This window comes from Bacillus sp. NEB1478 (genome assembly GCF_031582965.1).
In the GTDB taxonomy this organism is placed as follows: domain Bacteria; phylum Bacillota; class Bacilli; order Bacillales; family Fictibacillaceae; genus Fictibacillus.
Window position 1 is genome coordinate 1,252,063 of the sequence record NZ_CP134049.1, and the last position, 26,971, is coordinate 1,279,033.

Sequence of the window (26,971 nt, forward strand, 5' to 3'; positions counted from 1 at the left end):
GTTTCTAATCTGGAGATAGAATTCACATCAGGAAAGGATTGGGAGAAAATGGGGAGAATCGTACAAAAGTTTGGCGGTACGAGTGTTGGGTCTGTTGAACGGATTCAAAATGTCGCTAAAAGAGTTATAAATGAAGTAGATAATGGGAATGAAGTGGTTGTCGTTGTATCGGCAATGGGAAAGACAACTGATGAACTTGTGAGACTAGCGGGAGAAATCAGTCCTAATCCATCAAAAAGAGAAATGGATATGCTCCTTACTACAGGTGAGCAGATTACAATTGCTTTGTTAACGATAGCCCTCCATCAGCAAGGGTATAAAGCACAGTCATTAACTGGCTGGCAAGCGGGTATACAGACGGAAAATACATTTTCAAATGCGAGAATTCTAGATATTGACTCTAAACGGATAGAGGACTTACTGAAAAGCGGACATATAGCTGTAGTTGCCGGTTTCCAAGGGGTTATCTCTGAAACGAATGATATTGCAACATTAGGCAGAGGCGGATCAGATACTACAGCTGTAGCTTTAGCTGCAGCACTAAAGGCTGATCGATGTGATATCTACACGGATGTTACAGGTGTATTCACAACAGATCCGCGTGTTGTAAAGACCGCGAGAAAAATCCCATCCATTTCTTATGATGAAATGCTGGAAATGGCTAACTTAGGAGCGGGAGTACTGCATCCGAGGGCAGTTGAATTTGCTAAAAATTATCAAATTGCGTTAGAAGTCAGATCCAGTATGAGTGATGAACGTGGAACATTAGTTGAGGAGGAATCATCTATGGAACAAAACTTAATGGTAAGAGGTTTGGCGTTTGAAGGAAATATAACGAAAATTACTGTTTCTAACATGCCGAATAATATTAACTCACTCTCTGATCTATTTACTATTTTAGCAAGTAATGGAATAAATGTTGATATCATCATTCAAAATGTAATGAATGAAGAAAAAACAAATATTTCTTTTTCGATTGAAACAAGCGTATTGTCAGAAACCCAAGAAGTATTGGCAGGGTTTCAGGATAAATTAGGTTTTGAATCAATTAGCTATGAGAGTGGTCTGGCAAAAGTATCTATCGTCGGTTCAGGTATGATTTCGAATCATGGAGTTGCCGCAAAAATGTTCAAGGCTTTATCAGATCAAAACATTTTGATAAAAATGGTCAGTACTTCAGAGATTAAAGTTTCTACAGTAGTGAAGCAGGATGACATGGTTAAATCTATTGAAACACTGCATGATATTTTTGAATTAGACGCACGTGTACCTGTTCAAAATTCGTGAGCTGAAAAATGAAAAGTTAGATCCGAAAAAGGCGTAAAATAATGCCTTTTAGGGTCTTTTTTTCTTGTTTCATTTATATTATCCTAGATTCGGACTTTATTACGCTTACCTATTTGCGATTTGCCTATGAATGATAGAGCAATCGCAGGGTAATCCAACGGAAATAGATTATAATTCAACGAGATTTGCCCATAATCCAACGAGTTTTATTCAAATACTCCCGAAATGACAAAAGTGAACAAAATTCGACAAATCCACAAAAATATCAAACCATGATAATAAAAAAAGAGGCATGACCGCAAAAGTTATTATACTTTTGGGTCAGCCCCTTATCAATCAATCGTATCCTTTTTATCCCACTGTACAGTGAAAGAAATTTTATTTCGTTTGATAGATTCTAAAGCTTCTGTCGTGCACTTTTTTTGCAGCTGAATTTGTTCAGCGAGGAAACCTGCTTCTAAACTAAAGGTTTGATTATGAAAATTCTGCAATCGCTGTTCAATGAGTGAAGAGTTTAAAGAAAAGACCATTTCGCTGCTTGATGCCTCGATCATTTCTAGTGTGCCCCATGCTGCTTCATTGAAAAAGGCGTGTACTTCTTCCATTGTATGTAAAGGATATTTTCTGGCTAGATGTCTGCCAGCCCAATATAGAATATTTCTTTCTTCCTTACCAAGAAGTTCAGGTAACAAATCGCTACGAAGTAATTCATAGGCAAATTGCGATACGGAAGCCTTTTCGACAGGTGCGGTTTCTTCGTTTGTTTTTTGCTTAAACATTCTGCATCCCTTCTTTCTATATTTTATTATAACGGGTATAGGGATCAAACTCTACAGCAACAATCGGAAATTGTCGAGAATGTTAGTTAGAAAAAACGTTGATGTACCAATAAAATATCCTGATTTACTTGTTAGCGTTTTCTTGACGGTGTCAAACGATGGGAGTAAAATGGACATGTTGCTAGTTGATTAAACGTATTGTTTTAAAATTCATCCTCTTAAAAGAGGAAACTAAAACGCTTACACGAGAGATGGAGAGAAACAACAGATTAGCAGCCAAAAGAGGCTAAATATGAAGGGGGCAAGAAAATGGCTGGCAATAAAGATTTTGTCAACAGAAGGATTCATTCACTATTAGGAGTTATTCCTATCGGGCTTTTTCTCGTTCAGCATCTAGTTGTAAACCACTTTGCAACAAGAGGTGCAGAGGATTTTAATGCCGCAGCACATTTTATGGAAAGTTTACCATTTCGAATTGTACTAGAAACGTTTGTTATTTACTTACCACTGCTTTTTCATGCGGTGTACGGACTATATATTACGTTTCAAGCGAAAAACAACGTTAGCCGCTATGGCTATTTCCGTAATGCAATGTTCCTCGTCCAGCGTGTAACTGGTATTATTACTCTTATTTTTCTTGCGTGGCATGTTTGGGAAACACGCATACAAGCCGCTATGGGGGCTGAAGTTAACTTCTCTATGATGGAAGATATCCTAAGTTCACCAGTGATGGTTGCTTTTTATTTAGTTGGAGTTCTATCAGCGGTCTTTCATTTTGCGAATGGACTATGGTCTTTCTTTGTAAGCTGGGGCCTAACTGTTTCTCCTCGTTCACAAAAGATTTCTACATACGTAACATTGGGCGTATTTATTCTCTTAGCCATTGTTAGCGTACGTTCTATTTTTGCATTCATTTAAAAGGGGTGAGACAAATTGAGTAATCAGAAAATTATTATTGTTGGCGGAGGTCTCGCCGGTTTGATGGCTACAATCAAAGCTGCAGAAGCTGGTGTGAATGTCGACCTTTTTTCAGTTGTACCTGTAAAACGATCACATTCTGTTTGTGCACAAGGCGGTATAAACGGTGCAGTTAATACAAAAGGTGAAGGAGATTCACCTTGGGAACACTTCGATGATTCTGTTTACGGCGGTGACTTCTTAGCGAATCAGCCACCTGTAAAAGCAATGTGTGATGCAGCACCTGGTATCATCCATTTAATGGACCGTATGGGAGTTATGTTTAATAGAACACCAGAAGGATTACTTGATTTCCGTCGTTTTGGTGGAACTCAGCATCACCGTACAGCATTCGCTGGCGCAACTACAGGACAGCAGCTATTATATGCTTTGGATGAGCAAGTTCGCCGTTATGAAGTTGCAGGTCTTGTAACTAAATACGAGGGCTGGGAGTTCTTATCTGCTGTCATAGACGAAGAAGGACAGTGCCGTGGTATTACAGCACAAAATTTAAAGTCAATGGAGATTTCAAGTTTCTCTGCTGACGCTGTAATTATGGCGACAGGCGGCCCTGGTATTATTTTCGGGAAATCTACTAACTCTGTAATCAATACAGGCGGAGCAGCATCTTCTCTTTATCAGCAAGGTGTATATTATGCGAATGGCGAGTTCATTCAAATTCATCCAACTGCTATTCCAGGAGACGATAAGCTTCGTTTAATGAGTGAATCTGCTCGTGGTGAAGGCGGACGTGTCTGGACATATAAAGACGGAAAACCTTGGTATTTCCTTGAAGAAAAATATCCTGCATACGGAAACCTTGTTCCGCGTGATATCGCGACTCGTGAAATTTTCCATGTGTGCGTAGATTTAAAGCTTGGTATCAACGGTGAAAACATGGTTTACCTGGATCTTTCTCATAAAGATCCAAAAGAGCTTGATATTAAACTTGGTGGAATTATTGAGATTTATGAGAAGTTTATGGGAGATGATCCTCGTAAAGTTCCTATGAAAATATTCCCTGCGGTTCACTATTCAATGGGTGGAATGTGGGTAGATTATGATCAAATGACAAATATCCCAGGTCTTTTTGCAGCGGGTGAGTGTGAGTACCAATATCATGGTGCTAACCGACTTGGAGCAAACTCTCTTCTTTCTGCGATCTACGGCGGAATGATGGCGGGTCCTTCAGCAGTTAAGTACATCAAAGGTTTGGAAAAAACAGTTGAAGACGTGTCTGCTTCTGTATTTGAAAATCAAGTCAGAAAAGATCAAGAAGTATATAACAACATTCTTTCTATGGATGGAACTGAGAATGCTTACGTAATCCATAAAGAGCTTGGTGAATGGATGACGGATAACGTTACAGTTGTAAGATACAACGATAAATTAAAACAAACAGATGAAAAGATCCAAGAATTGATGCAGCGTTACAAAAACATCAATATCAATGATACATCCAAATGGAGTAATCAAGGTGCATCCTTTACACGCCAGCTTTGGCACATGCTTCAGCTTGCACGAGTTATCACATTAGGTGCATTAAATCGTGATGAAAGCCGCGGTGCGCATTATAAACCAGATTTTCCAGAACGTAATGATGAGAACTGGTTGAAAACGACTAAAGCGAAATTCAATCCAGCTGTCAATGGACCTGAATTTGAGTATGAAGAAGTTGACGTTTCGTTAATTCAACCACGTAAACGTGACTATTCTAAAAACAAGTAAGGGGTGTAAGCATGAGCACAAAAATGGTTAAATTCAGCGTCACGAGACAAGATAGCCCTGATTCTGCCCCATATATAGAAGAGTTTGAGATTCCGCATCGTCCGAACATGAACGTTATTTCTGCTCTTATGGAAATTCGAAGAAATCCGGTTAATGCAAAAGGGGAAGCTACTTCTCCTATTACATGGGAAATGAACTGTTTGGAAGAAGTCTGTGGTGCCTGTTCTATGGTGATCAACGGAAAGCCGAGACAATCATGTACAGCACTTGTGGATCAATTGGAACAGCCGATCCGCCTTGAACCAATGAAGACTTTTCCTGTGGTACGTGACTTGGCAATCGATCGAAGCAGAATGTTCAATGCTCTTAAGCGAGTAAAGGCATGGATTCCAATCGATGGTACATACGATTTGGGACCTGGACCGCGTATGCCGGAAACGAAGCGTCAATGGGCATATGAACTTTCAAAATGCATGACTTGCGGAGTATGTTTAGAGGCATGTCCAAACGTTAACAGCAAATCTGATTTCATTGGACCTGCACCACTTTCACAAGTTCGTTTATTTAATGCACATCCGACAGGTGCCATGAATAAAGAAGAACGTTTAAATGCAATCATGGATGATGGGGGACTTGCTGAGTGTGGAAACTCGCAAAACTGTGTACAGTCATGTCCTAAAGGAATTCCATTAACAACATCAATCGCAGCTCTTAACCGGGATACATCATTCCAGGCATTTAAAAATTTCTTTGGCAGTGACAGATAAATAAAGAGTAAGGCTTCTCCTTAGATTAGGAGGAGCCTTTTCTATAAAAGGCGGGGATACAGTGGCTAGACAAGATTACATCACAACTTTTGATGAGTGGAAAAAAGACTTTCATTATTATCAAGAATTATTTGTGAGGTTTGGCGAAATAGACGGCTTTGGACATGTGAACAATACTAATATATTCATTTATATGGAAGAAGCCAGAATCTCTCTTTTTAAAGAATTAGGACTTATGAAATCGTGGGGAACTCCAAATTCAGAAGAAATACCAGTAGTTGCAGATTTGCAATGTGATTACTTAGCACAGATTATGTATGATGAGCGTTTAAAAGTATTTGTGAAAATTAATTATGTGGGTTCCTCTTCTATTGATCTGCATTATATGGGACTGAATGAAAAAGAAGAGCCTGTTTTTACAGGGAGAGGATCCATCGTACAGATTTCAAGAAAAAGCGGTCGTCCTTCAAAATGGACCGAAGAGCAAAAATCCCTATTTTATCATTTTTCACAAAAAGCCCATGTGTAAAAAATGGGCTTTTTTTTATGCATATTTAAGTGAACCAAGTCACTCACACAGCACGTGTAACATACTATATGTTGACTAAATACTTCCAATATTCGTTGGCGGTTCCTAAACCCTAGCAAGGAGGGGTGAATTCATTGAAGGATAAACACTACCGACCGAAGCCTCTACTTACAAAAAGAGAGAGAGAAGTTTTCGAACTACTAGTCCAAGACAAAACCACAAAAGAAATTGCGGAACAATTATTTATTAGTGAGAAAACAGTTCGAAACCATATTTCGAATACCATGCAAAAGCTTGGGGTAAAAGGACGCTCTCAAGCCGTTGTAGAATTATTGAGGCTTGGAGAACTCGAGATTTAGTCAGGAAGCGGCTTTCAGGCGAAAGCCGTTTTCGGTTTGCAGTCGGAATTTTCTTTAAAGGGAAAAAAGTGTAATTGATTTTTCTTCACTTTTTCATATATGATGAAAGGTGCTATATTCTTTTCTGTACAGTTTATGAAATAGGTGAATGAAATGAAAAATAACCTGCAAGTCAAAAAGGTATTAAATAATAACGTGGTTATTGTATCGGACTCTTTAAACAAGGAGCTAATAGTTATTGGGAAAGGGATCGGTTTTGCCAAAAAGCAAGGAGATTCTATTCTTGATGATCAAATTGATAAGCTGTTTGTCTTGAAAGATGAGAATGAACAAAAACAATATCGTACGTTATTAACCTATATCGATGAAAAAACTGTAGAACTTATTAATGACATTATTGTATATATAGGAAATAGGTTCGAAAACAAATTAAATGAGCATATACATGTTGCTTTAACAGATCATATTGCATTTGCCGTTAAGCGATATCAGCAAGGTATGGATATAAAGAATCCTTTTTTAACAGAAACACAAACGCTGTATCCGAAAGAGTTTACAGTGGCCGAAGAAGTAATAGAAGTTATAAATCGGGAATTGAACATCTATCTTCCAGAAGGTGAAATTGGATTCGTTGCCCTCCATATTCACAGCGGTATTACGAATAAAAGTGTTACAGATATTAAGAAACATTCTGTATTGATTAATACGCTTATCACAATGATTCAGCAATCTTTAGACCTTTTAATTGATACTAAGAGTATTAATTATTTGCGGCTGGTTAGACATTTGAGACATGCCATTGAAAGAATTTCAATGGGAGAAAAAATGGAAGAGCAAGAAAGGTTAGCAAAAGTGTTGAAAGAAGAATACCCGGTGTGCTACAATTTGGCTTGGAAGCTAATCAAGGTCATGCAAAATTCCTTGAATAAGCCCGTACCCCATGCAGAAGCAGTTTATCTAACGATGCATTTGCAAAGGCTTTCGCGATATGACAATGAATAGAACGCAATAATATAAATACATTCGTTTATACGTGTTACTGATTCGATCAGGCATAAGTAGAGAACAAAGTGTAGCAAATACTTAATTAGGATATATTAATATCTGATTAAGTTAATTGCTTATGTTCTTTATTTATGTCTTTTTTGTTTTAGCGAAAGTAAATGGAAGGGTTATCATAATTAAAAAGGAGGACTTCCTATGTTTAAAAAATTGTTTGGTGTACTTCAGCGTGTAGGTAAAGCATTAATGCTGCCCGTTGCAATTTTGCCAGCTGCTGGTTTGCTTTTAGCGTTTGGTACTGCTTTTAAAAATCCTGAATTGATAAAATTGCTGCCTGCGCTTGATGCCAGCTGGTTTCAGCTAGTAGCCAATGTAATGGAGCAGTCGGGGAACATTGTGTTTTCCAACTTGTCATTATTATTTGCAGTAGGTGTAGCCGTTGGACTTGCTGGCGGTGAAGGTGTTGCTGGATTAGCTGCTATTATCGGATACTTGATCATGAACGTTACGATGAGTGTTATCGAAGGTGTTAAACCGGAAATGATTGATAAAGATCCATCATTTGCAATGGTTTTAGGCATTCCAACCCTGCAAACAGGGGTTTTCGGCGGTATTATCGTGGGTATTCTTGCTTCATATCTTTATAAAAGGTATTACAACATTGAACTTCCGCAATATCTTGGATTCTTTGCGGGCAAACGTTTTGTTCCAATTATAACAGCGGTTTCAGCATTGATTTTAGGAATTGTTATGACTTGGATTTGGCCGCCTATTCAAAATGGCTTGAATGTTTTTTCAGAAAGCATGATTAACTCTAATTTAACATTAGCTTCTTTTGTTTTTGGTGTTATTGAGAGATCATTAATACCATTTGGTCTTCATCATATTTTTTACTCTCCGTTTTGGTTTGAGTTTGGTTCATACCATTCTGCTACAGAAGGTTTGGTCCGCGGAGATCAGCGTATTTTCTTTGCACAATTAAAAGACAATGTCCCGTTAACAGCAGGGACATTCATGACAGGTAAATTCCCGTTCATGATGTTTGGACTTCCTGCTGCAGCACTAGCTATTTATCAAGAAGCACGCCCAGAACACAAAAAAGTGGTTGCTGGTATTATGGCTTCAGCTGCATTAACATCTTTCCTGACAGGGATTACTGAACCGATCGAGTTTACATTCCTTTTTGTAGCGCCAGTCCTTTTTGGAATTCATGCTATTTTTGCAGGTCTATCATTTATGACTATGCAATTGCTAAATGTTAAAATTGGTATGACATTCTCAGGCGGTGTAATTGATTACTTACTATTTGGTGTATTGCCTAACCGTACAGACTGGTGGCTTGTTATACCTGTAGGACTAGTGTTCTCAGTTATATATTATTTTGGATTTCGTTTTGCGATCCGCAAGTGGGATCTTAAAACTCCAGGCCGTGAAATTGTAGACGATGAAGTAGAAACTAACGTTGGACCATCTAATAATGACTCGTTAGCAGCGAATATTTTAGAAGGACTAGGCGGAAAATCCAATATTGCAGACTTGGATGCGTGTATTACTCGTCTTCGAGTTGCAGTCCGCGATCCTAAAGAAGTGGACAAGAATCGTTTGAAGAAGCTAGGTGCTTCTGGTGTCCTTGAGATGGGTAACAGCATTCAGGCAATCTTTGGAACACGCTCTGACACAATCAAGAGCGAAATCAAAGATATTATGGATGGAAAAACAGTAGCCAAGCCTAAAAACAGCGAAAAAGTAGCTGAACAAGGTGAACTAGCGGATACAAAATCAAATGATGTTGTTACGCCTGTTTCTTCAGTTTCAACTGATGCAGAACGTTTCGTATCTCCGATTAAAGGGAAATTACTTCCGATAACTGAAGTGCCGGATCAAGTATTCTCTGGCAAGATGATGGGTGATGGTTTTGCGATTGAACCAGCAGATGGTTTGGTGGTTTCACCGGTCAATGGTAAGATTATTAATGTATTCCCTACAAAGCATGCAATCGGAATCGAGTCTGACAGCGGAAAAGAAATTTTAATTCATTTTGGAATCGACACTGTTAAGTTAAAAGGTGAAGGTTTTGAAACATTTGTTTCTGAAGGAGACAAAGTTGAAGCTGGTCAGAAACTATTGAAGGTTGACTTAAGTTTTGTAAAAGAAAATGCACCTTCTGTAATAACTCCGATTGTATTTACAAACTTATCGGGCGAAACTGTTTCAGTAGAAAAAACAGGAACAGTAGGTATTGAAGAAGAAAACATTATTAAATTTAAAAAATAAAGGGGTAAAAAACAATGGCAGAAAAAACATTTAAAGTAACTAGCGAATCAGGGATTCACGCACGTCCAGCAACAACTTTAGTAAACCAAGCTGGTCAGTTCAGTTCAGATATTACTCTTGACTACAATGGCAAGAGCGTTAACTTAAAGTCAATCATGGGTGTTATGAGTCTTGGTATTCAATCTGGTGCAGAAATCACTGTTAAAGCTGAAGGATCTGATGCTGATGAAGCATTAGCAGCAATCGAAGATGTAATGAAAAAAGAAGGGCTTGGTGAGTAATGTCTGAAAAAATTTCAGGTATTGCAGCATCAGCCGGCATAGCGATCGCTAAAGCATTTGTTCTTCAAAATCCAGAATTGACGATTGAGAAGAAACCAGTTGCTAATATTGCGGAAGAAATCGAACGTTTCCAAGCTGCGATTAATGTGTCAAAAGAAGAACTCTCAGTAATTAAAGAAAAAGCGAATAAAGAACTTGGTGAAGATAAGGCAGCGATATTTGCTGCCCATCTTCTTGTACTAAGTGACCCTGAGCTCGTTGATGCTGTAAAACAAAAAATAGAGAATGAAAAGATTAATGCAGAAGTGGCAATGAATGATATTTCTTCTATGTTCATCAATATGTTCGAGCAAATGGACAATGAATACATGAAAGAGCGCGCTGCTGATATTCGTGACGTTTCTAAACGTGTATTAGCTCATTTGCTGGATGTTAAATTTACTACACCAGCAAGCATTGCTGAAGAAGTAATAATCTTGGCTGAAGATCTTACTCCCTCAGACACTGCTCAATTGAATCGTAAATTTGTAAAAGGTTTTGCAACAGATATTGGGGGGAGAACATCGCACTCTGCGATCATGTCGCGTTCGATGGAAATCCCTGCTGTAGTAGGTACAAAGGTTGTTACAGAAAAAGTTAAGAATAATGTAATGGTGATTATTGATGGTCTCGATGGACAAGTAATCATTGATCCTACTGATGATGAAATCGCTGTTTATCAGGAAAAACAAAAAAAATATCAGCAACAAAAAGAAGAATGGGCAAAGCTGGTAAATGAAAAAACTTTATCTTCCGATGGTGTTCAAGTCGAATTGGCTGCCAACATTGGTACACCAGCAGATGTGAAAGGTGTACTGGAGAACGGGGCAGAAGGTGTCGGCTTATATAGAACAGAATTTTTGTATATGGGACGAGATCAGTTGCCAACTGAGGAAGAACAATTTAAAGCCTATAAAGAAGTACTAGACAAAATGGAAGGAAAGCCTGTCGTTATCCGAACATTGGATATAGGCGGTGATAAAGAACTTTCTTACTTGAATCTGCCGAAAGAACTAAACCCGTTCTTAGGGTTTCGCGCAATCCGGCTATGTTTAGAAGAACAAGAAATTTTCAGAACACAGCTTCGTGCTCTGCTTCGTGCAAGTAGTTATGGAAACTTGAAAATTATGTTCCCGATGATTGCAACACTTGAAGAATTCCGATCTGCGAAAAGCATATTAATGGATGAAAAAGAAAAGCTTGTGAACGAGGGAACAAAAGTTTCAGAAGATATCGAAGTAGGAATCATGGTAGAAATTCCATCAACTGCTGTTATGGCAGATACTTTTGCAAAAGAAGTGGATTTCTTCAGCATTGGTACGAATGACTTGATTCAGTACACCATGGCTGCTGATAGAATGAACGAACAAGTATCTTATTTATATCAGCCTTATAATCCAGCCATTTTAAGACTTGTTAAAATGGTAATCGATGCTTCACATAAAGAAGGCAAGTGGACTGGCATGTGCGGTGAGATGGCCGGAGATCCGATCGCGATTCCGATTCTATTAGGACTTGGGCTTGATGAGTTCTCGATGAGCGCTACATCAGTATTACCAGCACGCAGTCAGATTTTAGGCCTTTCAAAGGAAAAAATCAGTGCTCATATCGATCAAATTCTGCAGATGGATACGATGCAAGATGTTGTGAAGTTTGTAGAAGAGAATTGTTAAACAATAGAAAAAGTGGACTATGGATTTTTCCATAGTCCTTTTATGTATAATATTTTAACGATTTTCGTTGCAATTTCATAAAAATATTAGCAAAATAGAAATCACGGTAAATGCCTTTATAAGGTTTTCAGCAATGTATACAGAGATGAGGCGATGTTTTGAATAGACCGATAGGAGTAATAGATTCAGGAGTTGGCGGATTAACAGTTGCTAGAGAGCTTATGAGACAGCTGCCAAAGGAAGAAATCATATATCTGGGAGATACAAAGAGATGCCCTTATGGACCAAGGCCGTTTGACGAGGTACGAAAATTCACATGGGAAATGATTGATTATCTTTTAGAGCATAAAATTAAAATGCTCGTTATTGCTTGCAATACTGCGACTGCAGCCGTACTCGAAGAGGCAAAAATGAAGCTTGATATTCCTGTATTAGGCGTTATACATCCAGGAGCACGTTCAGCTTTAAAGATAACCAAAAACAATCATGTGGGAGTTATAGGAACGGTAGGAACTATAAATAGTGATGCATATAAGCAAGCTTTGCAGCAAATCAGATCAGATGTGATCGTTGAAAGTCTGGCATGTCCATTATTTGTGCCTTTAGTTGAACAAGGAAAACTAAATGGGGAAGAAACCATTCAAGCAGTTTCTGAAACATTATATCCTCTTAAAGATGTGTCAATCGATACGTTGATATTAGGATGCACGCACTATCCGTTATTAAGACCCATTATTCAGCAAGTTATGGGCGAGCATATAAAATTGATTTGCTCTGGTGCGGAAACAGCCCGTGAAGTTTCAGTCATCTTGGATCACAGTGGTTTATTGAATACAGGTAATCATAAACCTAATCACCGTTTTTTAGCGACTGCTGAAAGTAAGCAATTTCTACAAATTGCGAACCATTGGCTTGATACCACAGTTGATATGGTAGAATGCATCAAACTTTAAAAAATAGAGTAGCTGCCCTAAATTTTGGGCAGTTTTTTTTATGAATGCTTTTCCTTTATGAGGAACAGCTTTTGTAGAATTAGAGTATCTAGGATTACGTACTTTTTTGGTAGGATAACTCCCGAGTTTGCAGGATTAACCTCTTTTTTCGAAATGTGAGTTTCAAAAGAGCAGGATTCTGCACCTCAATCAGCTTTTTTTATCCCAAACTGTATGTTTTTTAATCTTTTCACTTTTAATATTCCGCTTACCAAGTTCGTTTTGCGTTTAACCAACTCGTTTTTCTTTTTATTTTTGTACAAGTGGTCTAAAAGAAAGTATAGCTCGTATACATATTAGTACAAACCACTTGAGGAGGGAAAGTATGCGCAAAACACTAAGAACAGGGGCTCCATTACTTTTGTTATCAGTATCTTTACTGGTATCAGGGTGTGGATTGGGGGGAGAAAAAACAGGATCGGAGCTCGATCCCCCAAAAGTGAATTACGTTAAAGAAGGCAAGTCATTGGATAAAAAAGATAAGACGGCAAAGTCTGCACAGACACAGAGACGTCAGCTCTTTTTGTTCGATAGTAATGGAATGGTTGTACCTCAAGTACTGGCTCTTCCAAAAAATGATGAAACTGCGAAACAAGTACTGCAATATCTAGTTAAAGATGGACCAGTAAGCAATATGATTCCTAATGGATTTCAAGCTGTGCTGCCTGCAGATACGGAAGTACTATCTGTAAACATAAAAAAGGGTACAGCTACAGCTAATTTCTCAAAAGAATTTACAGAGTATAAACCAAAAGACGAATTGAAAATTTTACAGGCGATTACATTTACACTCACACAATTTGATAATATTAAAAAAGTTAAAATACAAATTGACGGAAAGAATCAAAATTCTATGCCTGTAAATAATACTCCGATCGGCGAAGGTGTCAGTAGAATTGATGGAATCAATGTTGAAAATGGAAATGTAGCAGACATTACGAACAGTAATGTCGTCACACTATACTTCTTAGCCCAAACGCAAGATCAGACCTATTATGTTCCAGTTACTCGACGTGTAGCAAAGCAGGGAACTGATAAAGTTACAGCAACAATTGAAAACTTGATCAATGGACCAACTGCTCAAAGCAAGCTGCTCACAGATTTTAGAACAGATGTTAAACTATTGAGTACTCCAGTCGTTAATAAAGACGGAGTGGCTACATTAAACTTTAATAGTGCATTGTTAGATAACAAAGAAGAAAATAGAATTGCTGATGAAGTGCTGAATTCGATTGTACTTTCTCTTACAGAGCTGCCTGAAGTGAAAAAAGTGGCAATTCAGGTAAATGGAAAGTCAAAGATATTCAATGAAAAAGGAAAAGAGCTTACTGCACCTGTTTCCCGCCCAAAAGAAGTAAATACAGGTGAATTTTAAAAATATATTTGGTTGTGATACAGTAAAAGAGACGAGACATCGTCTCTTTTTGTGTTAATTGATTTGTGTTCATGAATAAGCTGAGAATCTTATCTTCAGAGAGGGACAAAACTTGCATGAAAACCGCGAGTTGCCTTCTGAATGAACTTTTAGTTATTCCTATTTGATGATTTTAAAGTGAGGTTATACATATGCAAATTTTGATTGCTACGAAAAACAAGGGTAAAGTATCTGAATTTCAATCGATGTTTGATGAATTTGGTATCGAAGTAGTTTCACTCTTAGACATGGAAAACATTCCGGATGTAGAGGAAACAGGAGATACTTTTGAAGAAAATGCGATTTTAAAAGCAGAAACGATTTGTAATAAATTAAACATACCGGTTATATCAGACGATTCAGGACTCGAGATAGATGCGCTTGAAGGAAGACCAGGCGTTTATTCAGCAAGGTATGCGGGAAGCCATAAAAATGACGAAGACAATATGGACAAAGTTTTAAAAGAATTACAAAGTGTGCCGAATATGAATCGAACTGCTCGTTTTGTATGTGCATTAGCTTTTGCAAGACCCGGAAAAGAAACTTTTGTTGTAAAAGGGAAGTGTGAAGGGGAGATTTTGCATGAAAGACGTGGAACAGAAGGATTTGGATACGACCCAATTTTCTATTTACCATCCATGAATAAGTCAATGGCAGAGTTGACAAAAAAAGAGAAAAATAAAATCAGCCACAGAGCAAACGCATTAATGCTATTAAGAGACTTTATCAATGAGGAGGACATGCTATGGCAAAAGCCTTAATCGTCAGTGATAGTCATGGATTAAGGGAAGAAATTTTAGAGTTAAGAAAACGTCATGAAAATGAAGTAGAACTCATGATCCACTGCGGTGACTCTGAACTTCAAACATATGCAAAAGAGTTAGAGGGGTTCGTTACCGTTTTAGGGAATATGGATTATTTAGGACAAGAGTTTCCAAACGAAGCAATAGAAATGCTTGGTGATACGTGTATATATATAACTCATGGTCATTTGTACGACGTGAAGATGTCCCATTTGTCGTTAGCCTATCGTGCTGAAGAAACTGGTGCTTCAATTGTTTGTTTTGGACATTCGCACATAGCTGAAACATATGAACGGGAAGGGATGATTTTCATTAATCCAGGCAGTATTCGGTTGCCGAGAGGAACATTTGAAAAGACATATGCTATCTTAGAGGTAGAACGTTCTGAAGTTTCCGTTATGTTTTATTCTTTAGACGGGAATCAGATTAAGCATTTAACAAAGCGATATACTATCTAATACTAAAATTCTTAAAAAATAATAAAAATGGGTTGACGCAAACTTAATTATCATGTATATTTAGTTATGTCGTCGCGACAAGATCTATTGTCCGCGGGTGTAGTTTAATGGTAAAACAAGAGCCTTCCAAGCTCTGGTCGTGAGTTCGATTCTCATCACCCGCTCCATTTGTTTTTCTCACGTTCAAATGGCACAGAAAATTTACATCCTAAAGTTAACAGATCTTAAATTAAAAAGCATGTTATACAAAACATATTTGTATCCACGGTCGACAGGTGGAACAAATCACTGTGTGCCCGCAGCGCATGGTAATTGCGGAAAGCGCATTACTATGCGAAATGGGCTCAAATACATAATGTCCCAGTAGCTCAGCCGGATAGAGCATACGCCTTCTAAGCGTACGGTCGGGAGTTCGAATCTCTCCTGGGACGCCATATAACTATTATTATTACATAGCTTAACACGCTTAGTGTTCTCTTTTAAAGGACATTAGGCGTGTTTTTTTGTGCGCTTATAAAAACAATCATGTAAGCGCTTTAAAAATGTTTACAATCAAAAAAATACACACGATTTTTCCCGTAGGCATGGGAATGTAAGCGTGTACAAAAAATCAGAAAAGTCTGATAAAGAGGATTTTTGACAAAATTCATGGTTGACCCGTACGTGATATGAGCGTAACATTGTCAGCAATTATCATATGTTTTTAAAATATTCTAATAACTTAAATTGTGTAAGAAAAGGAGGATCACGATGCAGGAGCAATGGGTTTATGTAAATGGTGAGCACGTATTAAAAGACGACGCAAAAGTTTCGGTCTATGACCACGGTTTTTTATATGGAGATGGGGTGTTTGAAGGTATTCGGGTTTATAACGGAAATGTTTACAGACTCGAAGAACATCTTCAGCGATTATACGAATCAGCTCAATCCATTATGCTGAAAATTCCACACACTAAAGAAGAGTTAACGAACATCATTGTCGAAACGCTCCAAAAGAATAAATATCGTGATGCTTATATTCGACTAGTCGTTTCAAGAGGAAAAGGAAATTTAGGTTTGGATCCATTTACCTGTGGAAAGCCGGGAGTAATCGTCATAACAGAGGCGCTGGCTCTTTTCCCTAAAAAGCTTTATGAAACTGGACTTGAGATCATCACAGTCGCCAGTCGAAGAAATCGTCCCGATGTATTAAGTCCTAAAGTGAAATCACTTAATTACTTAAATAACATCTTGGTGAAAATCGAAGCGAATTTAGCAGGTGTGAGTGAAGCGTTAATGCTGAATGATCAAGGTTATGTTGCGGAAGGTTCCGCTGACAACGTATTTATTATTAAAGGCAATTGCATTAAAACACCGCCAGGTTATCTTGGTGCATTAGAAGGCATTACAAGAAACGCGATTATCGAAATCGCAAATGACCTTGGATACAAGATGGTTGAAGAGCCATTTACAAGACATGATGTGTACGTTGCGGATGAGGTTTTTCTTACAGGTACAGCAGCTGAAGTTATTGCTGTTGTAAAAGTTGATGGAAGAGTTATTGGAAATGGAGCACCTGGAGAACATACTGGACAGCTTTTGAAAGCATTTAGAAAAAAAGTCTCTGAAGATGGTGTAAAAGTATTTTCAGAACAAACCGTACAAGCGGGATAAAGCAGATATAGGAGTGTTATAAACATGCGCAGTAATATGATCAAACAAGGGATCGATAGAGCTCCGCACAGAAGTCTTCTTCATGCAGCGGGTGTTGCACCAGAGGATATGGATAAACCGTTTATTGGTGTATGTAATTCTTATGTTGATATTATTCCGGGGCATATGCATTTAAATAAAGTAGGCGAGATGGTTAAAGAAGCCATTCGAGAAGCAGGCGGAATACCATTTGAATTTAATACGATTGGTGTAGATGACGGGATTGCAATGGGTCATATAGGGATGAGGTATTCACTTCCGAGCAGAGAAGTGATCGCTGATGCTGCGGAAACCGTCATCAACGCACATTGGTTTGATGGAGTCTTCTATATACCGAACTGTGACAAGATTACCCCCGGAATGCTGATGGCAGCTGTCCGCACGAACGTACCAGCTGTATTTGTATCTGGAGGTCCCATGGAAGCAGGAAAATCACAAGATGGAAAAAACCTTTCACTCGTTTCTGTTTTTGAAGGAGTCGGTTCTCATCTAGCAGGAAAAATGTCTAGAGAAGAACTGCTCGAACTCGAAACAAGTGCCTGCCCAACATGCGGATCTTGTTCAGGAATGTTTACAGCAAATAGCATGAACTCCATTATGGAAATGCTGGGTATAACATTGCCTGGAAATGGTACGATAGTCGCAACCTCAGAAGAACGGAAAAATTTAAATCGAGAAGCGGCCAATCATCTCATGCAGCTCATCAAAGATGATATTCGTCCAAGAGATATTATTACAAAAGAAGCAATCGACGATGCATTTGCTTTAGACATGGCAATGGGAGGGTCGACTAATACAGTCCTTCACATGCTTGCCATAGCTAATGAAGCTGAAATTGATTATGAACTTTCAGAAGTTAACGAAATCGCTAAAAGAATCCCTTATTTATCCAAAATAAGTCCTGCTTCCGATTACTCCATGCAGGATGTCCATCGGGCTGGAGGCGTTAGCGCCATAATCAATGAGCTTTGTAAAATTGATGGGGCTATCCATAACGACCGAATAACCATTTCCGGTCAGACTCTTGAAGAACGTGTACAGCATAGTGAAATAGAAGATGATGATGTAATCAGGAGAAAAGAAAATGCGTATTCTCCTGTAGGAGGTTTATCCATTTTATATGGAAATATAGCTCCTGATGGCTGTGTAATCAAAGTAGGTGCGGTTGATCCATCCATTAAAACATTCAATGGAGAAGCTATTTGTTACGAATCACAGGATGAAGCGATTCAAGGCATTAATAATGGTGAAGTTAGGGAAGGTCATGTAGTTGTCATTCGATATGAAGGACCAAAAGGCGGACCTGGAATGCCGGAAATGTTAACTCCAACATCAGCTATTGCAGGAAGAGGTTTAAGTACAAAAGTGGCACTCGTTACTGACGGCCGTTTTTCAGGGGCTTCCAGAGGGATTTCTATTGGTCATATCTCTCCAGAAGCAGCCCAGGGCGGACCGATCGCGATGGTTGATAATGGAGACGCCATTTTTATTGATTTAGAAAAGAGAACCATACAAGTGCTTTTAACTGCAGAAGAAATGGAAGAAAGAAAGAAAAATTGGGTTCAGCCAGAACCTAAGATTAAAAAAGGTTATTTAGCAAGGTATGCAGCGTTAGTTACATCAGCAAATACTGGTGGGATTTTAAAAGTTTAATATAGATAAAACGATGACGGAGAACATTGGTAGTATGGAGTACACAGAGAGCCGGGTTGCTGTGAGCCGGTTATTCCAAATACCAGGACATCCCTCCTGAGTGCTCTTTTGAACGAATAATCAGTAGGAAGAGCCAAGCAGCTGATACCATTTTACTGCTTGTTATCAATGACGGCATTGTCCGTCACGAGGCGGTTGCTCGAATTTTGATAGATGAGTTCCCGTGAAGAAGGGTGGTACCGTGAAAATGAACTTTTTCACCCCTTTGGTCAGGCAGAAGCCTGCCCATTTGGGTGGAGAAGTTTTTTTATTTTAATAAAAATATTTTTAGGTGGAGGAGGAATGAAGATGAAGGCCAGCTGGGTGGCTGAGAAAAAAACGTTGGAAACGTCATTAGTTTCTGGTGCTGAACTATTTATTCATGGCTTGCAGAAAGAACAAGTGGAAGTAATCTTTGGATACCCCGGGGGAGCAGTTCTACCGATATATGATGCATTGTACAAAGCGGATATGAAGCATGTTTTAACTCGACATGAACAAGGTGCTATACATGCTGCTCAAGGTTATGCCAGAGTTACGGGAAAGCCGGGGGTTGTGCTTGCAACATCAGGGCCAGGAGCCACGAATTTAGTTACAGGTATCGCTGACAGCATGATTGATTCAATTCCCCTTGTGATTTTTACGGGTCAGGTCGCCACACAAGTGATTGGAACAGATGCTTTTCAAGAAGCAGATATAGTAGGAATTACGATGCCGATTACAAAACATAATTACCAAGTGCAGAAAGCTGAAGATTTGCCTCGTATTATACAAGAAGCTTTTCATATAGCGACTTCTGGCAGAAAAGGTCCGGTATTAATTGATATTCCAAAAGACATTGCGGTTAAGGCAGCCGAGCAAAAGGCTCCATCTGAAATTCGATTACCCGGTTATCAGCCGACTGTAAAACCGAATATTTTACAAGTTAAACGTTTAAATGAAGCCTTACAGCAATCGGAAAAACCTGTCATCCTTGCAGGTGCAGGTGTCCTTGCCGCTAAAGCTGAAGACGAATTATTTAAGTTTGCACAGCATTATGGCATTCCAGTTGTTCAGACGCTGCTTGGGTTAGGAGGCTTTCCGGCGGAACATTCTTTATCACTGGGAATGGGCGGGATGCATGGCACATATGCAGCAAACATGGCTCTTTATGAAAGCGACCTCTTAATTGGGATTGGAGCAAGGTTTGATGATCGGCTTACAGGAAATTTAGATCATTTTGCAAAGTATGCCGTCGTAGCGCACATTGATGTAGATCCCGCTGAAATTGGAAAAAACGTACCAGCTGAAATCCCGATTGTAGGTTGTGCGAAAGAGACCTTGTTAGCCTTAAACCAAATTGCTGGAGCCAATTTGGGTGCTAAGGATTGGCTATATACGTTAACAAAATATAAAACTGAGTTTCCTCTCACTTATAAAAAGAATGAAAGTGAGCTAAAGCCTCAGCACGTGATGGAAATTTTACACGAAATTACAGAAGGAAATGCGATTGTATCTACTGATGTCGGTCAGCATCAAATGTGGGCAGCTCAATATTATAAATTCTCATCTTCAAACAGATGGATTACATCTGGTGGTTTAGGGACAATGGGTTTTGGCTTTCCGGCAGCGATTGGGGCAAAAATCGGCCGGCCTGATCTTCCTGTGATTGCGATCGTAGGAGACGGTGGATTCCAAATGACTCTTCAGGAGTTAGGTGTTCTTCAAGATTGGGAATTGCCTGTCATAGTGGTTATTGTGAATAATAAATCACTTGGAATGGTCCGCCAGTGGCAAGAAATCTTTTACGAGAAAAGGTACTCACAATCATTACTCGATATTCAGCCGGATTTTATTAAACTAGCTTCAGCATATGGCATCGATGGACAGCGTGTAGAAAATGAAGGTGATTTAAGAACAGCTGTAATGGCTGCACTTAGTTCTAAAAAGCCATTCGTTTTGGATTGTGTGGTATCTGCAGATGAGAATGTCTATCCGATGATAGCTCCTGGTAAAGGTCTTCACGAAATGATTGGAGTGAGAGGATGAAACGCATCATTTCTGCAACAGTTATGAATGAAAGCGGAGTATTAAACAGACTGACAGGACTGTTAACTAAGCGTCAGTTTAACATTGAAGATATTACGGTCGGCCACACGGAAGATCCATCCATTTCAAAAGTTACACTCACGGTTTGGGTGGAAGATGACAGAAAAGCAGAACAGCTGGTTAAGCAGCTTCATAAACAGATCAATATTTTAAAAGTACGTGATTTAACAAATATGGCGCTTGTTTCTAGAGAGCTAGCTCTTATTAAAGTATTAACAACTCCAGAGACCCGCAGCGAAATTAAAATGCTGATCGAGCCGTTTAGAGCAACTGTGCTGGACGTCTCTCTAGAGAATGTGACGCTTGAAGTTACAGGCGACAGTGAAAAAGTAAATGCTTTAATTGAATTGCTTCGTCCTTATGGAATTAAAGAAATCTCACGAACAGGAATCACTGCTATTCCGAGAGGTACACAGAAGAAAGTACTTGAATTACACCCCTATTCTATTATGTAAAGGAGAAATGACAAATGGCTAAAGTATATTACGAAAACGAAATTTCAAAAGAGGTTTTACAAAACAAGAAAATTGCGGTTGTTGGCTATGGATCCCAAGGGCACGCTCATGCTTTGAATTTAAAAGACTCAGGTTATGATGTTGTAATCGGTATTCGTGAAGGCAAGTCATTTGATCAAGCGGTACAGGATGGTTTTGACGTATATTCGGTTTCTGAAGCTGTTCGGATTGCAGATGTTGTAATGGTCTTGCTTCCGGATGAAAGGCAGCCAGAAGTTTATAAGAATGAAATTTTACCAGAGTTAACCTCAGGAAATGCACTAGTTTTCGCTCATGGATTCAATGTCCATTATCATCAAGTGGTGCCGCCTGAAAATGTAGATGTATTCTTAGTTGCTCCAAAAGGTCCTGGTCATCTCGTGAGAAGAACCTATGAAGCAGGTGAAGGAGTTCCGGCACTTTTTGCAGTTTATCAAGATGCGACTGGCACGGCTAGAGAAACAGCACTTGCTTATGCAGAAGGAATTGGTGCAGCAAGAGCCGGGGTGTTAGAAACAAGCTTTCAAGAAGAAACCGAAACGGACTTGTTTGGTGAACAGGCTGTACTGTGTGGAGGATTAACATCCCTAGTGAAAGCCGGATTTGAAACTTTAACAGAAGCGGGTTATCAGCCGGAAGTAGCTTACTTTGAATGTTTGCATGAATTGAAACTCATCGTGGATCTCATGTATGAAGGTGGATTAGAAGGAATGAGACATTCGATTTCCGATACTGCACAATGGGGTGATTTCCAATCAGGTCCGCGTGTTATCAATGGAGCTGTGAAAGAGTCCATGAAAGAAGTATTAAAAGAAGTTCAAAACGGCGAGTTTGCTAAAAACTGGATTTTAGAAAACCAAGCAAATCGACCTGTATTCCAAGTAGTTAATCAAAATGAGAAAAACCATCCGATTGAAAAAGTAGGAAGAGAACTCCGGGAAATGATGCCTTTTGTAAAAGCAAAACAAAAAAAGGAGGCGGTCGTTAGTGCGAACCGTTGACATCCTAGATACAACTTTAAGAGACGGTGAACAAACTGCTGGTGTGAATTTGAATACGGAAGAAAAAATCGAGATTGCTAAACGTCTTGAGAAGCTTGGTGTAGATGTAATGGAGGCTGGGTTTCCGGCAGCATCAAAAGGTGACTTAGATGCTGTGAAAAAAGTGGCTTCCATTGTAAAAAGCTCCTCTGTTACAGCATTGGCTAGATCTAACAAATCGGATATTGATGCAGCTTGGGAAGCACTTAAAGATTCAGCTGAACCGCGATTGCATGTCTTTATTGCTACATCGCCTATTCATATGACTTATAAATTGAAAAAAACACCTGATCAAGTAGTCGAGGCTGCAGTTCAGTCGGTTCAATACGCGAGAAAGAAATTTCCTGTTGTACAGTGGTCGGCTGAAGATGCTTGCCGGTCTGATTTGTTATTTTTGACTCGGATTGTTGAAAAAGTAATCGATGCTGGAGCAAAAGTAATTAATATTCCAGATACTGTAGGTTTTATTAATCCAGAAGAATACGGAAAAATATTCACGTATTTACGAGAAAATGTGCCAAATATTGATCGTGCGATTCTTTCAGCTCACTGTCATGATGACTTAGGGATGGCGGTTGCCAATTCCCTCTCAGCAATTGAAAATGGCGCTGACCAAGTAGAATGCACAATTAATGGTATCGGAGAAAGAGCTGGAAATGCTTCTTTAGAAGAAATTGCAGTGGCTCTTGCGATTCGCGAAGATTTTTATCAAGCCAAAACCAATTTAAAGTTAAATGAAATAAGCCGCACGAGTCAGCTTGTGAGCAGGTTAACAGGTATCGCTGTTCCTCCAAATAAAGCAGTAGTAGGAAAAAACGCATTCGCTCATGAGTCTGGCATACATCAGGATGGTGTACTGAAAGAAAAATCAACGTATGAAATTATTACTCCTGAACTTGTCGGTGTTCCGTCAAATCAGCTAGTGTTGGGAAAACATTCAGGCCGGCATGCATTTAGAGACTATTTATCTAAATTAGGCTTTCATCCAGAAGAAAGTAAAGTGAATAATCTATTTGAAGAATTTAAGAAGCTCGCTGATCGAAAGAAGGAAATGACAGAAGAAGATATTTTTGCATTATTAATAGATCACCGTATCCAGCCTGAAGTACCGCTGTATCATTTGAAAGATATACAAGTAAACTATGGGACGAATCAGATACCAACAGCGACATTAAGACTTTTAACTCCAGAAGGAAAATTGATTCAGGATGCGGCAACCGGTTCAGGCAGTGTCGAAGCCATTTATAACACGTTAGGCAAAATGCTGCCTTCATCATTAAAGTTAATCGATTATCGAATTCAATCAGTGGGTGCCGGAAGGGATGCTTTAGCTCAAGTTTTCGTACAAATTGTATGTGATGGAAATGAAATCAATGGTAGCGGAACGGCTCAAGATGTATTAGAAGCTTCTGCAAAGGCGTATGTCCATGCATTTAACAAACTGCAGCTTCACTCAGAAAAGGTGAGTTATGAAAGAGTAAGCATTTAAAATTCGGGAGGGATGTTAGATGGAAAAGAAGATAACGGTTTTGCCCGGGGATGGAATTGGTCCTGAAGTGATGAAGGGTGCCTTAGAGATACTGGATGGTGTTGCTACACGTTTTGGCCATGAATTTCATACTACTGTAAAAGCGTTCGGAGGCTCAGCAATCGATCATTCAGGTTCTCCATTACCAGAAGATACTCTTTTAGCTTGTAAACAAAGTGATGCAGTACTTCTTGGTGCAGTTGGTGGTCCTCGGTGGGACGGAAATGATGTCAGACCAGAACACGGATTGTTACGATTGCGAAAAGAATTAAATGTATTTGCTAATCTACGGCCAGTTCAAGTCTTTCCGGGTCTTGAAAACTTGTCTCCTCTTAAATCTAACAGAGTGAAAGGCGCAGATTTTATCTTTGTACGAGAGCTGACTGGCGGTATTTACTTTTCTCAGCCGAAAATGAGAGATAAAGAAGGAAAGAATGCGACAGATACTCTCTTTTATTCTAGTGAAGAGGTAGAAAGAATTGTTGAAAAGGCGTTTGAACTAGCAAGTGTAAGAAAAGGAAAAGTAACATCTGTAGATAAAGCAAATGTACTCGAGACGAGTAAAATGTGGAGAGAAATCGTGGACTCAGCAGCTAAAAAATACCCGAATGTTCAGGTTGAACACATGCTCGTAGATTTTGCTGCAATGCGTTTGATCAGTGAGCCGTCTAAATTCGACGTCATCGTGACGGAAAATATGTTTGGTGATATTTTATCTGATGAAGCAGCTGTTATTCCAGGTTCCCTTGGAGTGATGCCTTCTGCCTCTCTCAGTGAAAACGGACCTGGTCTTTATGAACCTATTCATGGCTCTGCTCCTGATATTGCAGGCAAAGGAGTAGCAAACCCTGTGGGCATGATCTTAAGTACGGCAATGATGCTGCGCCATTCTTTTCAGCTTGAAAAGGAAGCAGAAGCTGTTGAAAAAGCAGTTTATGAAACGCTTCAGGCGGGATATCGAACAAAGGATATTTACAGCGGCACTGGTTATCTGACTTCTACAAAAGAAATGGTAAATCAAATTCATTTACGAATGGTTGAAGATTCCACAAGGGCGACACTTCTTGAGGTGTATGTATAAGAGGGAGGATGAAGATGGGAAAAACAATTATAGATAAAATATGGGAAAAGCACTCAGTAGTTAGTGAGGAAAATAAGCCTGACCTCTTATATATCGATTTACATTTGATACACGAAGTAACTTCGCCGCAGGCATTTGCTGGATTAAAGGAAAAGAAACGACCAGTAAGAAGACCGGATCTTTGTTTTGCAACTATGGATCACAACATTCCGACTGTAGACCGTTTTAACATTAAAGATGATACGTCTAGGCTGCAAGTTGAGACGCTGGAAAGAAATTGCAAAGAGTTTGGGATTAGATTGGAAGGTCTTGGGTCAGAACATCAAGGGATTGTCCATGTTATTGGTCCTGAACTTGGCCTTACACATCCGGGAAAGACAATTGTATGCGGAGATAGCCACACTTCAACTCATGGTGCATTTGGAGCACTATCATTTGGCATCGGCACAAGCGAAGTGGAACATGTTTTAGCAACTCAATCTCTTTGGCAAAATAAACCGAAACAAATGAATGTAAGAATCGAAGGTGAGCTTGGATTTGGGGTAACAGCAAAAGATGTAATCTTGTGGTTTATCGGCAAGTATGGAACTAATGTAGGAACAGGTCATATTATTGAATTTTCCGGAAGCACGGTTCGTTCCTTCTCGATGGAGGAAAGGATGACACTTTGCAACATGTCCATTGAGGCAGGTGCAAAAGCATCTGTCATTGCACCTGATGAAACTACTTTTAACTATATAAAAGGAAAACTTTATGCCCCTAAGGATCATGAATTTGAATCACAATGTGCAGTATGGAAAGAGTTAACATCTGACAATAGTGCGTCGTTTGACAAAACGATTGAAATCAACGCTTCTGACATTGAGCCGATGGTTACTTGGGGAACTACACCATCAATGTGCTTGCCTATCAGCGGTCAGGTTCCAGCTGCAGAAGAATCACTGCAAAATGCTTTGGACTATATGGGCTTCGAAGGTAATGAAAATATTAAAGATATTCAAGTACAGCACGTTTTTATAGGATCTTGTACGAATTCAAGGATTAGTGACCTAGTTGAAGCATCTAAAGTTGTGTTAGCTGAAAAGGTGCATCCAGGAGTCAGGGCGATCGTTGTACCTGGATCGCAAAAAGTGAAACGCGAAGCTGAACAATTAGGAATAGACCGGATTTTCCTTGAAGCTGGATTTGAATGGCGTGATTCAGGATGCTCAATGTGTCTCGGAATGAACGATGATATTGTGCCAGAAGGAGAAAGATGCGCGTCTACATCTAATCGTAATTTTGCAGGCAGACAAGGAAAAGGTGCCAGAACACACCTAGTAAGCCCTGTAATGGCAGCCGCCGCTGCAGTTGAAGGTAGATTTACAGATGTTCGGTCTTTCATGCTTACAAAAAAAACGGAGGTAAATCATTATGCCGGGATTTAAATCATTTGCCGGAAAAGCAGCAACACTTCCAAGAGACCATGTGGACACTGACCAGATCATCCCCAAACAATTTCTAAAAAAAATTGATAAAGAGGGTTATGGGGAATTCTTGTTCTTTGATTGGCGATATCAAGAGGATGGAAGTGATGAGCCATCCTTTGAATTGAATAAATCAGAAACAAAGAATGCCTCTATTTTAATTACAGGTAAAAATTTCGGATGTGGTTCATCGAGGGAGCATGCACCTTGGTCTTTAAAAGATTATGGATTTCAAATTATCATAGCAGAAAGCTTTGCCGACATATTTTTTAACAACTGTGTAAAAAATGGAATATTGCCAATCCGTTTAACACGGGAAGAAATTGAGAAGTTGTACTCTCAAAATTCGAAAGCGGTAATCAATGATTTGAAGGTAAGTCTCGAACAACAGCTAATCTTAAATGAAGAAGGAGAAGTGTTCCATTTTGACTTTGACCCTTACTGGAAAACGATGCTGGTTAATGGCTGGGATGAAATATCTGTAACTCTTCAGCATGAAGAAAAAATTAAAATATATGAAAACAGAGGGGAAGTGATGTAACTTGGGA

The 26,971-nt window shown here is 39.1% G+C and carries 24 protein-coding genes and 2 tRNA genes; 25 read left to right on the plus strand and 1 reads right to left on the minus strand.

Translation table 11 applies throughout. The annotated features are described in order from the left end of the window. Positions 1 to 48: 48 nt before the first annotated feature. Positions 49 to 1,287 (plus strand): aspartate kinase, encoded by a 1,239-nt coding sequence (locus RGB74_RS05985; RefSeq protein ID WP_310762082.1) that lies wholly within the window; start codon positions 49 to 51, stop codon positions 1,285 to 1,287. A 332-nt stretch (positions 1,288 to 1,619) separates the two neighbouring features. Here the strand turns inward: RGB74_RS05985 and RGB74_RS05990 are convergent, their stop codons facing one another. After that, positions 1,620 to 2,066: a YslB family protein gene (locus RGB74_RS05990; protein ID WP_310762083.1), complete on the minus strand. Its 447-nt coding sequence runs from the start codon at positions 2,064 to 2,066 to the stop codon at positions 1,620 to 1,622. A gap of 309 nt (positions 2,067 to 2,375) precedes the next feature. Here RGB74_RS05990 and RGB74_RS05995 point away from each other — a divergent pair, with 309 nt between their 5' ends. From RGB74_RS05995 to leuD, 24 genes are all read left to right on the plus strand, one after another. Further along, the gene (locus tag RGB74_RS05995) at positions 2,376 to 2,984 is read left to right on the plus strand and encodes a succinate dehydrogenase cytochrome b558 subunit (protein ID WP_310762084.1); all 609 of its coding nucleotides are present in this window, start codon (positions 2,376 to 2,378) and stop codon (positions 2,982 to 2,984) included. Positions 2,985 to 2,999: 15 nt separating this feature from the next. Then, the gene (gene sdhA / locus RGB74_RS06000) at positions 3,000 to 4,751 is read left to right on the plus strand and encodes a succinate dehydrogenase flavoprotein subunit (protein ID WP_310762085.1); all 1,752 of its coding nucleotides are present in this window, start codon (positions 3,000 to 3,002) and stop codon (positions 4,749 to 4,751) included. Between the two features lie 11 nt (positions 4,752 to 4,762). Continuing rightward, the gene (sdhB, locus tag RGB74_RS06005) at positions 4,763 to 5,518 is read left to right on the plus strand and encodes a succinate dehydrogenase iron-sulfur subunit (RefSeq protein ID WP_310762086.1); all 756 of its coding nucleotides are present in this window, start codon (positions 4,763 to 4,765) and stop codon (positions 5,516 to 5,518) included. A 61-nt stretch (positions 5,519 to 5,579) separates the two neighbouring features. After that, positions 5,580 to 6,047 carry an acyl-CoA thioesterase gene (locus RGB74_RS06010; protein WP_310762087.1) on the plus strand — a complete coding sequence of 156 codons (468 nt, stop codon included), beginning with the start codon at positions 5,580 to 5,582 and terminating at the stop codon, positions 6,045 to 6,047. Between the two features lie 134 nt (positions 6,048 to 6,181). Then, complete coding sequence (locus RGB74_RS06015) at positions 6,182 to 6,406, plus strand: helix-turn-helix domain-containing protein (RefSeq protein WP_066243534.1); 225 nt, start codon at positions 6,182 to 6,184, stop codon at positions 6,404 to 6,406. A 153-nt stretch (positions 6,407 to 6,559) separates the two neighbouring features. Further along, positions 6,560 to 7,408: a glucose PTS transporter transcription antiterminator GlcT gene (gene glcT, locus RGB74_RS06020; protein WP_310762088.1), complete on the plus strand. Its 849-nt coding sequence runs from the start codon at positions 6,560 to 6,562 to the stop codon at positions 7,406 to 7,408. A 198-nt stretch (positions 7,409 to 7,606) separates the two neighbouring features. Then, on the plus strand, positions 7,607 to 9,682 hold the full coding sequence (gene ptsG / locus RGB74_RS06025; RefSeq protein ID WP_310762089.1) for a glucose-specific PTS transporter subunit IIBC: 2,076 nt from the start codon (positions 7,607 to 7,609) through the stop codon (positions 9,680 to 9,682). Between the two features lie 14 nt (positions 9,683 to 9,696). Then, positions 9,697 to 9,963 (plus strand): phosphocarrier protein HPr, encoded by a 267-nt coding sequence (locus tag RGB74_RS06030; RefSeq protein ID WP_310259394.1) that lies wholly within the window; start codon positions 9,697 to 9,699, stop codon positions 9,961 to 9,963. Next, entirely contained in the window at positions 9,963 to 11,675 is a 1,713-nt protein-coding gene (gene ptsP, locus RGB74_RS06035) for a phosphoenolpyruvate--protein phosphotransferase (RefSeq protein WP_310762090.1), read from the plus strand. The genes RGB74_RS06030 and ptsP overlap by 1 nt, the downstream gene beginning before the upstream one ends. Before the next feature lie 158 nt (positions 11,676 to 11,833). Further along, positions 11,834 to 12,628 carry a glutamate racemase gene (gene racE / locus RGB74_RS06040; protein WP_310762091.1) on the plus strand — a complete coding sequence of 265 codons (795 nt, stop codon included), beginning with the start codon at positions 11,834 to 11,836 and terminating at the stop codon, positions 12,626 to 12,628. 364 nt (positions 12,629 to 12,992) lie between these two features. Continuing rightward, positions 12,993 to 14,042, plus strand: coding sequence for a GerMN domain-containing protein (locus RGB74_RS06045; protein WP_310762092.1), 1,050 nt, complete (start codon positions 12,993 to 12,995; stop codon positions 14,040 to 14,042). Between the two features lie 191 nt (positions 14,043 to 14,233). Continuing rightward, positions 14,234 to 14,842 carry an XTP/dITP diphosphatase gene (locus RGB74_RS06050; protein WP_310762093.1) on the plus strand — a complete coding sequence of 203 codons (609 nt, stop codon included), beginning with the start codon at positions 14,234 to 14,236 and terminating at the stop codon, positions 14,840 to 14,842. Then, a complete protein-coding gene (locus tag RGB74_RS06055) occupies positions 14,827 to 15,342 on the plus strand; it encodes a YfcE family phosphodiesterase (protein ID WP_310762094.1) in 516 nt (171 codons plus the stop codon). The genes RGB74_RS06050 and RGB74_RS06055 overlap by 16 nt, the downstream gene beginning before the upstream one ends. Before the next feature lie 93 nt (positions 15,343 to 15,435). Beyond that, positions 15,436 to 15,509 (plus strand) — tRNA-Gly (locus RGB74_RS06060). A gap of 190 nt (positions 15,510 to 15,699) precedes the next feature. Continuing rightward, positions 15,700 to 15,776 (plus strand) — tRNA-Arg (locus RGB74_RS06065). Between the two features lie 316 nt (positions 15,777 to 16,092). Then, positions 16,093 to 16,995: a branched-chain-amino-acid transaminase gene (gene ilvE / locus RGB74_RS06070; protein WP_310762095.1), complete on the plus strand. Its 903-nt coding sequence runs from the start codon at positions 16,093 to 16,095 to the stop codon at positions 16,993 to 16,995. Positions 16,996 to 17,019: 24 nt separating this feature from the next. Then, positions 17,020 to 18,687: a dihydroxy-acid dehydratase gene (gene ilvD / locus RGB74_RS06075; protein WP_310762096.1), complete on the plus strand. Its 1,668-nt coding sequence runs from the start codon at positions 17,020 to 17,022 to the stop codon at positions 18,685 to 18,687. A 348-nt stretch (positions 18,688 to 19,035) separates the two neighbouring features. Then, positions 19,036 to 20,754 carry a biosynthetic-type acetolactate synthase large subunit gene (ilvB, locus tag RGB74_RS06080; RefSeq protein WP_310762097.1) on the plus strand — a complete coding sequence of 573 codons (1,719 nt, stop codon included), beginning with the start codon at positions 19,036 to 19,038 and terminating at the stop codon, positions 20,752 to 20,754. Continuing rightward, entirely contained in the window at positions 20,751 to 21,269 is a 519-nt protein-coding gene (gene ilvN / locus RGB74_RS06085) for an acetolactate synthase small subunit (RefSeq protein ID WP_310762098.1), read from the plus strand. The genes ilvB and ilvN overlap by 4 nt, the downstream gene beginning before the upstream one ends. Before the next feature lie 14 nt (positions 21,270 to 21,283). Then, positions 21,284 to 22,309, plus strand: coding sequence for a ketol-acid reductoisomerase (gene ilvC, locus RGB74_RS06090; RefSeq protein ID WP_310762100.1), 1,026 nt, complete (start codon positions 21,284 to 21,286; stop codon positions 22,307 to 22,309). Beyond that, positions 22,296 to 23,837, plus strand: a complete 1,542-nt coding sequence (locus tag RGB74_RS06095) for a 2-isopropylmalate synthase (RefSeq protein ID WP_310762101.1) — start codon at positions 22,296 to 22,298, stop codon at positions 23,835 to 23,837. Before ilvC ends, RGB74_RS06095 begins: the two co-directional genes overlap by 14 nt. A 19-nt stretch (positions 23,838 to 23,856) precedes the next feature. After that, positions 23,857 to 24,957 carry a 3-isopropylmalate dehydrogenase gene (gene leuB, locus RGB74_RS06100; protein WP_310762102.1) on the plus strand — a complete coding sequence of 367 codons (1,101 nt, stop codon included), beginning with the start codon at positions 23,857 to 23,859 and terminating at the stop codon, positions 24,955 to 24,957. Positions 24,958 to 24,965: 8 nt separating this feature from the next. Next, positions 24,966 to 26,384 (plus strand): 3-isopropylmalate dehydratase large subunit, encoded by a 1,419-nt coding sequence (gene leuC / locus RGB74_RS06105; protein ID WP_310762103.1) that lies wholly within the window; start codon positions 24,966 to 24,968, stop codon positions 26,382 to 26,384. Further along, positions 26,371 to 26,964 carry a 3-isopropylmalate dehydratase small subunit gene (leuD, locus tag RGB74_RS06110; protein ID WP_310762104.1) on the plus strand — a complete coding sequence of 198 codons (594 nt, stop codon included), beginning with the start codon at positions 26,371 to 26,373 and terminating at the stop codon, positions 26,962 to 26,964. The genes leuC and leuD overlap by 14 nt, the downstream gene beginning before the upstream one ends. The last annotated feature ends 7 nt before the right edge of the window (positions 26,965 to 26,971 follow it).

Bases quoted from the DNA above. Each gene is read 5' to 3' on its own strand.
- RGB74_RS05985 (WP_310762082.1), top strand. From the start codon at position 49: ATGGGGAGAATCGTACAAAAGTTTGGCGGTACGAGTGTTGGGTCTGTT.
- RGB74_RS05990 (WP_310762083.1), bottom strand. From the start codon at position 2,066: ATGTTTAAGCAAAAAACAAACGAAGAAACCGCACCTGTCGAAAAGGCT.
- RGB74_RS05995 (WP_310762084.1), top strand. From the start codon at position 2,376: ATGGCTGGCAATAAAGATTTTGTCAACAGAAGGATTCATTCACTATTA.
- sdhB (WP_310762086.1), top strand. From the start codon at position 4,763: ATGAGCACAAAAATGGTTAAATTCAGCGTCACGAGACAAGATAGCCCT.
- glcT (WP_310762088.1), top strand. From the start codon at position 6,560: ATGAAAAATAACCTGCAAGTCAAAAAGGTATTAAATAATAACGTGGTT.
- ptsG (WP_310762089.1), top strand. From the start codon at position 7,607: ATGTTTAAAAAATTGTTTGGTGTACTTCAGCGTGTAGGTAAAGCATTA.
- RGB74_RS06030 (WP_310259394.1), top strand. From the start codon at position 9,697: ATGGCAGAAAAAACATTTAAAGTAACTAGCGAATCAGGGATTCACGCA.
- ptsP (WP_310762090.1), top strand. From the start codon at position 9,963: ATGTCTGAAAAAATTTCAGGTATTGCAGCATCAGCCGGCATAGCGATC.
- RGB74_RS06045 (WP_310762092.1), top strand. From the start codon at position 12,993: ATGCGCAAAACACTAAGAACAGGGGCTCCATTACTTTTGTTATCAGTA.
- RGB74_RS06050 (WP_310762093.1), top strand. From the start codon at position 14,234: ATGCAAATTTTGATTGCTACGAAAAACAAGGGTAAAGTATCTGAATTT.
- RGB74_RS06055 (WP_310762094.1), top strand. From the start codon at position 14,827: ATGGCAAAAGCCTTAATCGTCAGTGATAGTCATGGATTAAGGGAAGAA.
- ilvE (WP_310762095.1), top strand. From the start codon at position 16,093: ATGCAGGAGCAATGGGTTTATGTAAATGGTGAGCACGTATTAAAAGAC.
- ilvD (WP_310762096.1), top strand. From the start codon at position 17,020: ATGCGCAGTAATATGATCAAACAAGGGATCGATAGAGCTCCGCACAGA.
- ilvB (WP_310762097.1), top strand. From the start codon at position 19,036: ATGAAGGCCAGCTGGGTGGCTGAGAAAAAAACGTTGGAAACGTCATTA.
- ilvN (WP_310762098.1), top strand. From the start codon at position 20,751: ATGAAACGCATCATTTCTGCAACAGTTATGAATGAAAGCGGAGTATTA.
- ilvC (WP_310762100.1), top strand. From the start codon at position 21,284: ATGGCTAAAGTATATTACGAAAACGAAATTTCAAAAGAGGTTTTACAA.
- leuB (WP_310762102.1), top strand. From the start codon at position 23,857: ATGGAAAAGAAGATAACGGTTTTGCCCGGGGATGGAATTGGTCCTGAA.
- leuC (WP_310762103.1), top strand. From the start codon at position 24,966: ATGAAGATGGGAAAAACAATTATAGATAAAATATGGGAAAAGCACTCA.
- leuD (WP_310762104.1), top strand. From the start codon at position 26,371: ATGCCGGGATTTAAATCATTTGCCGGAAAAGCAGCAACACTTCCAAGA.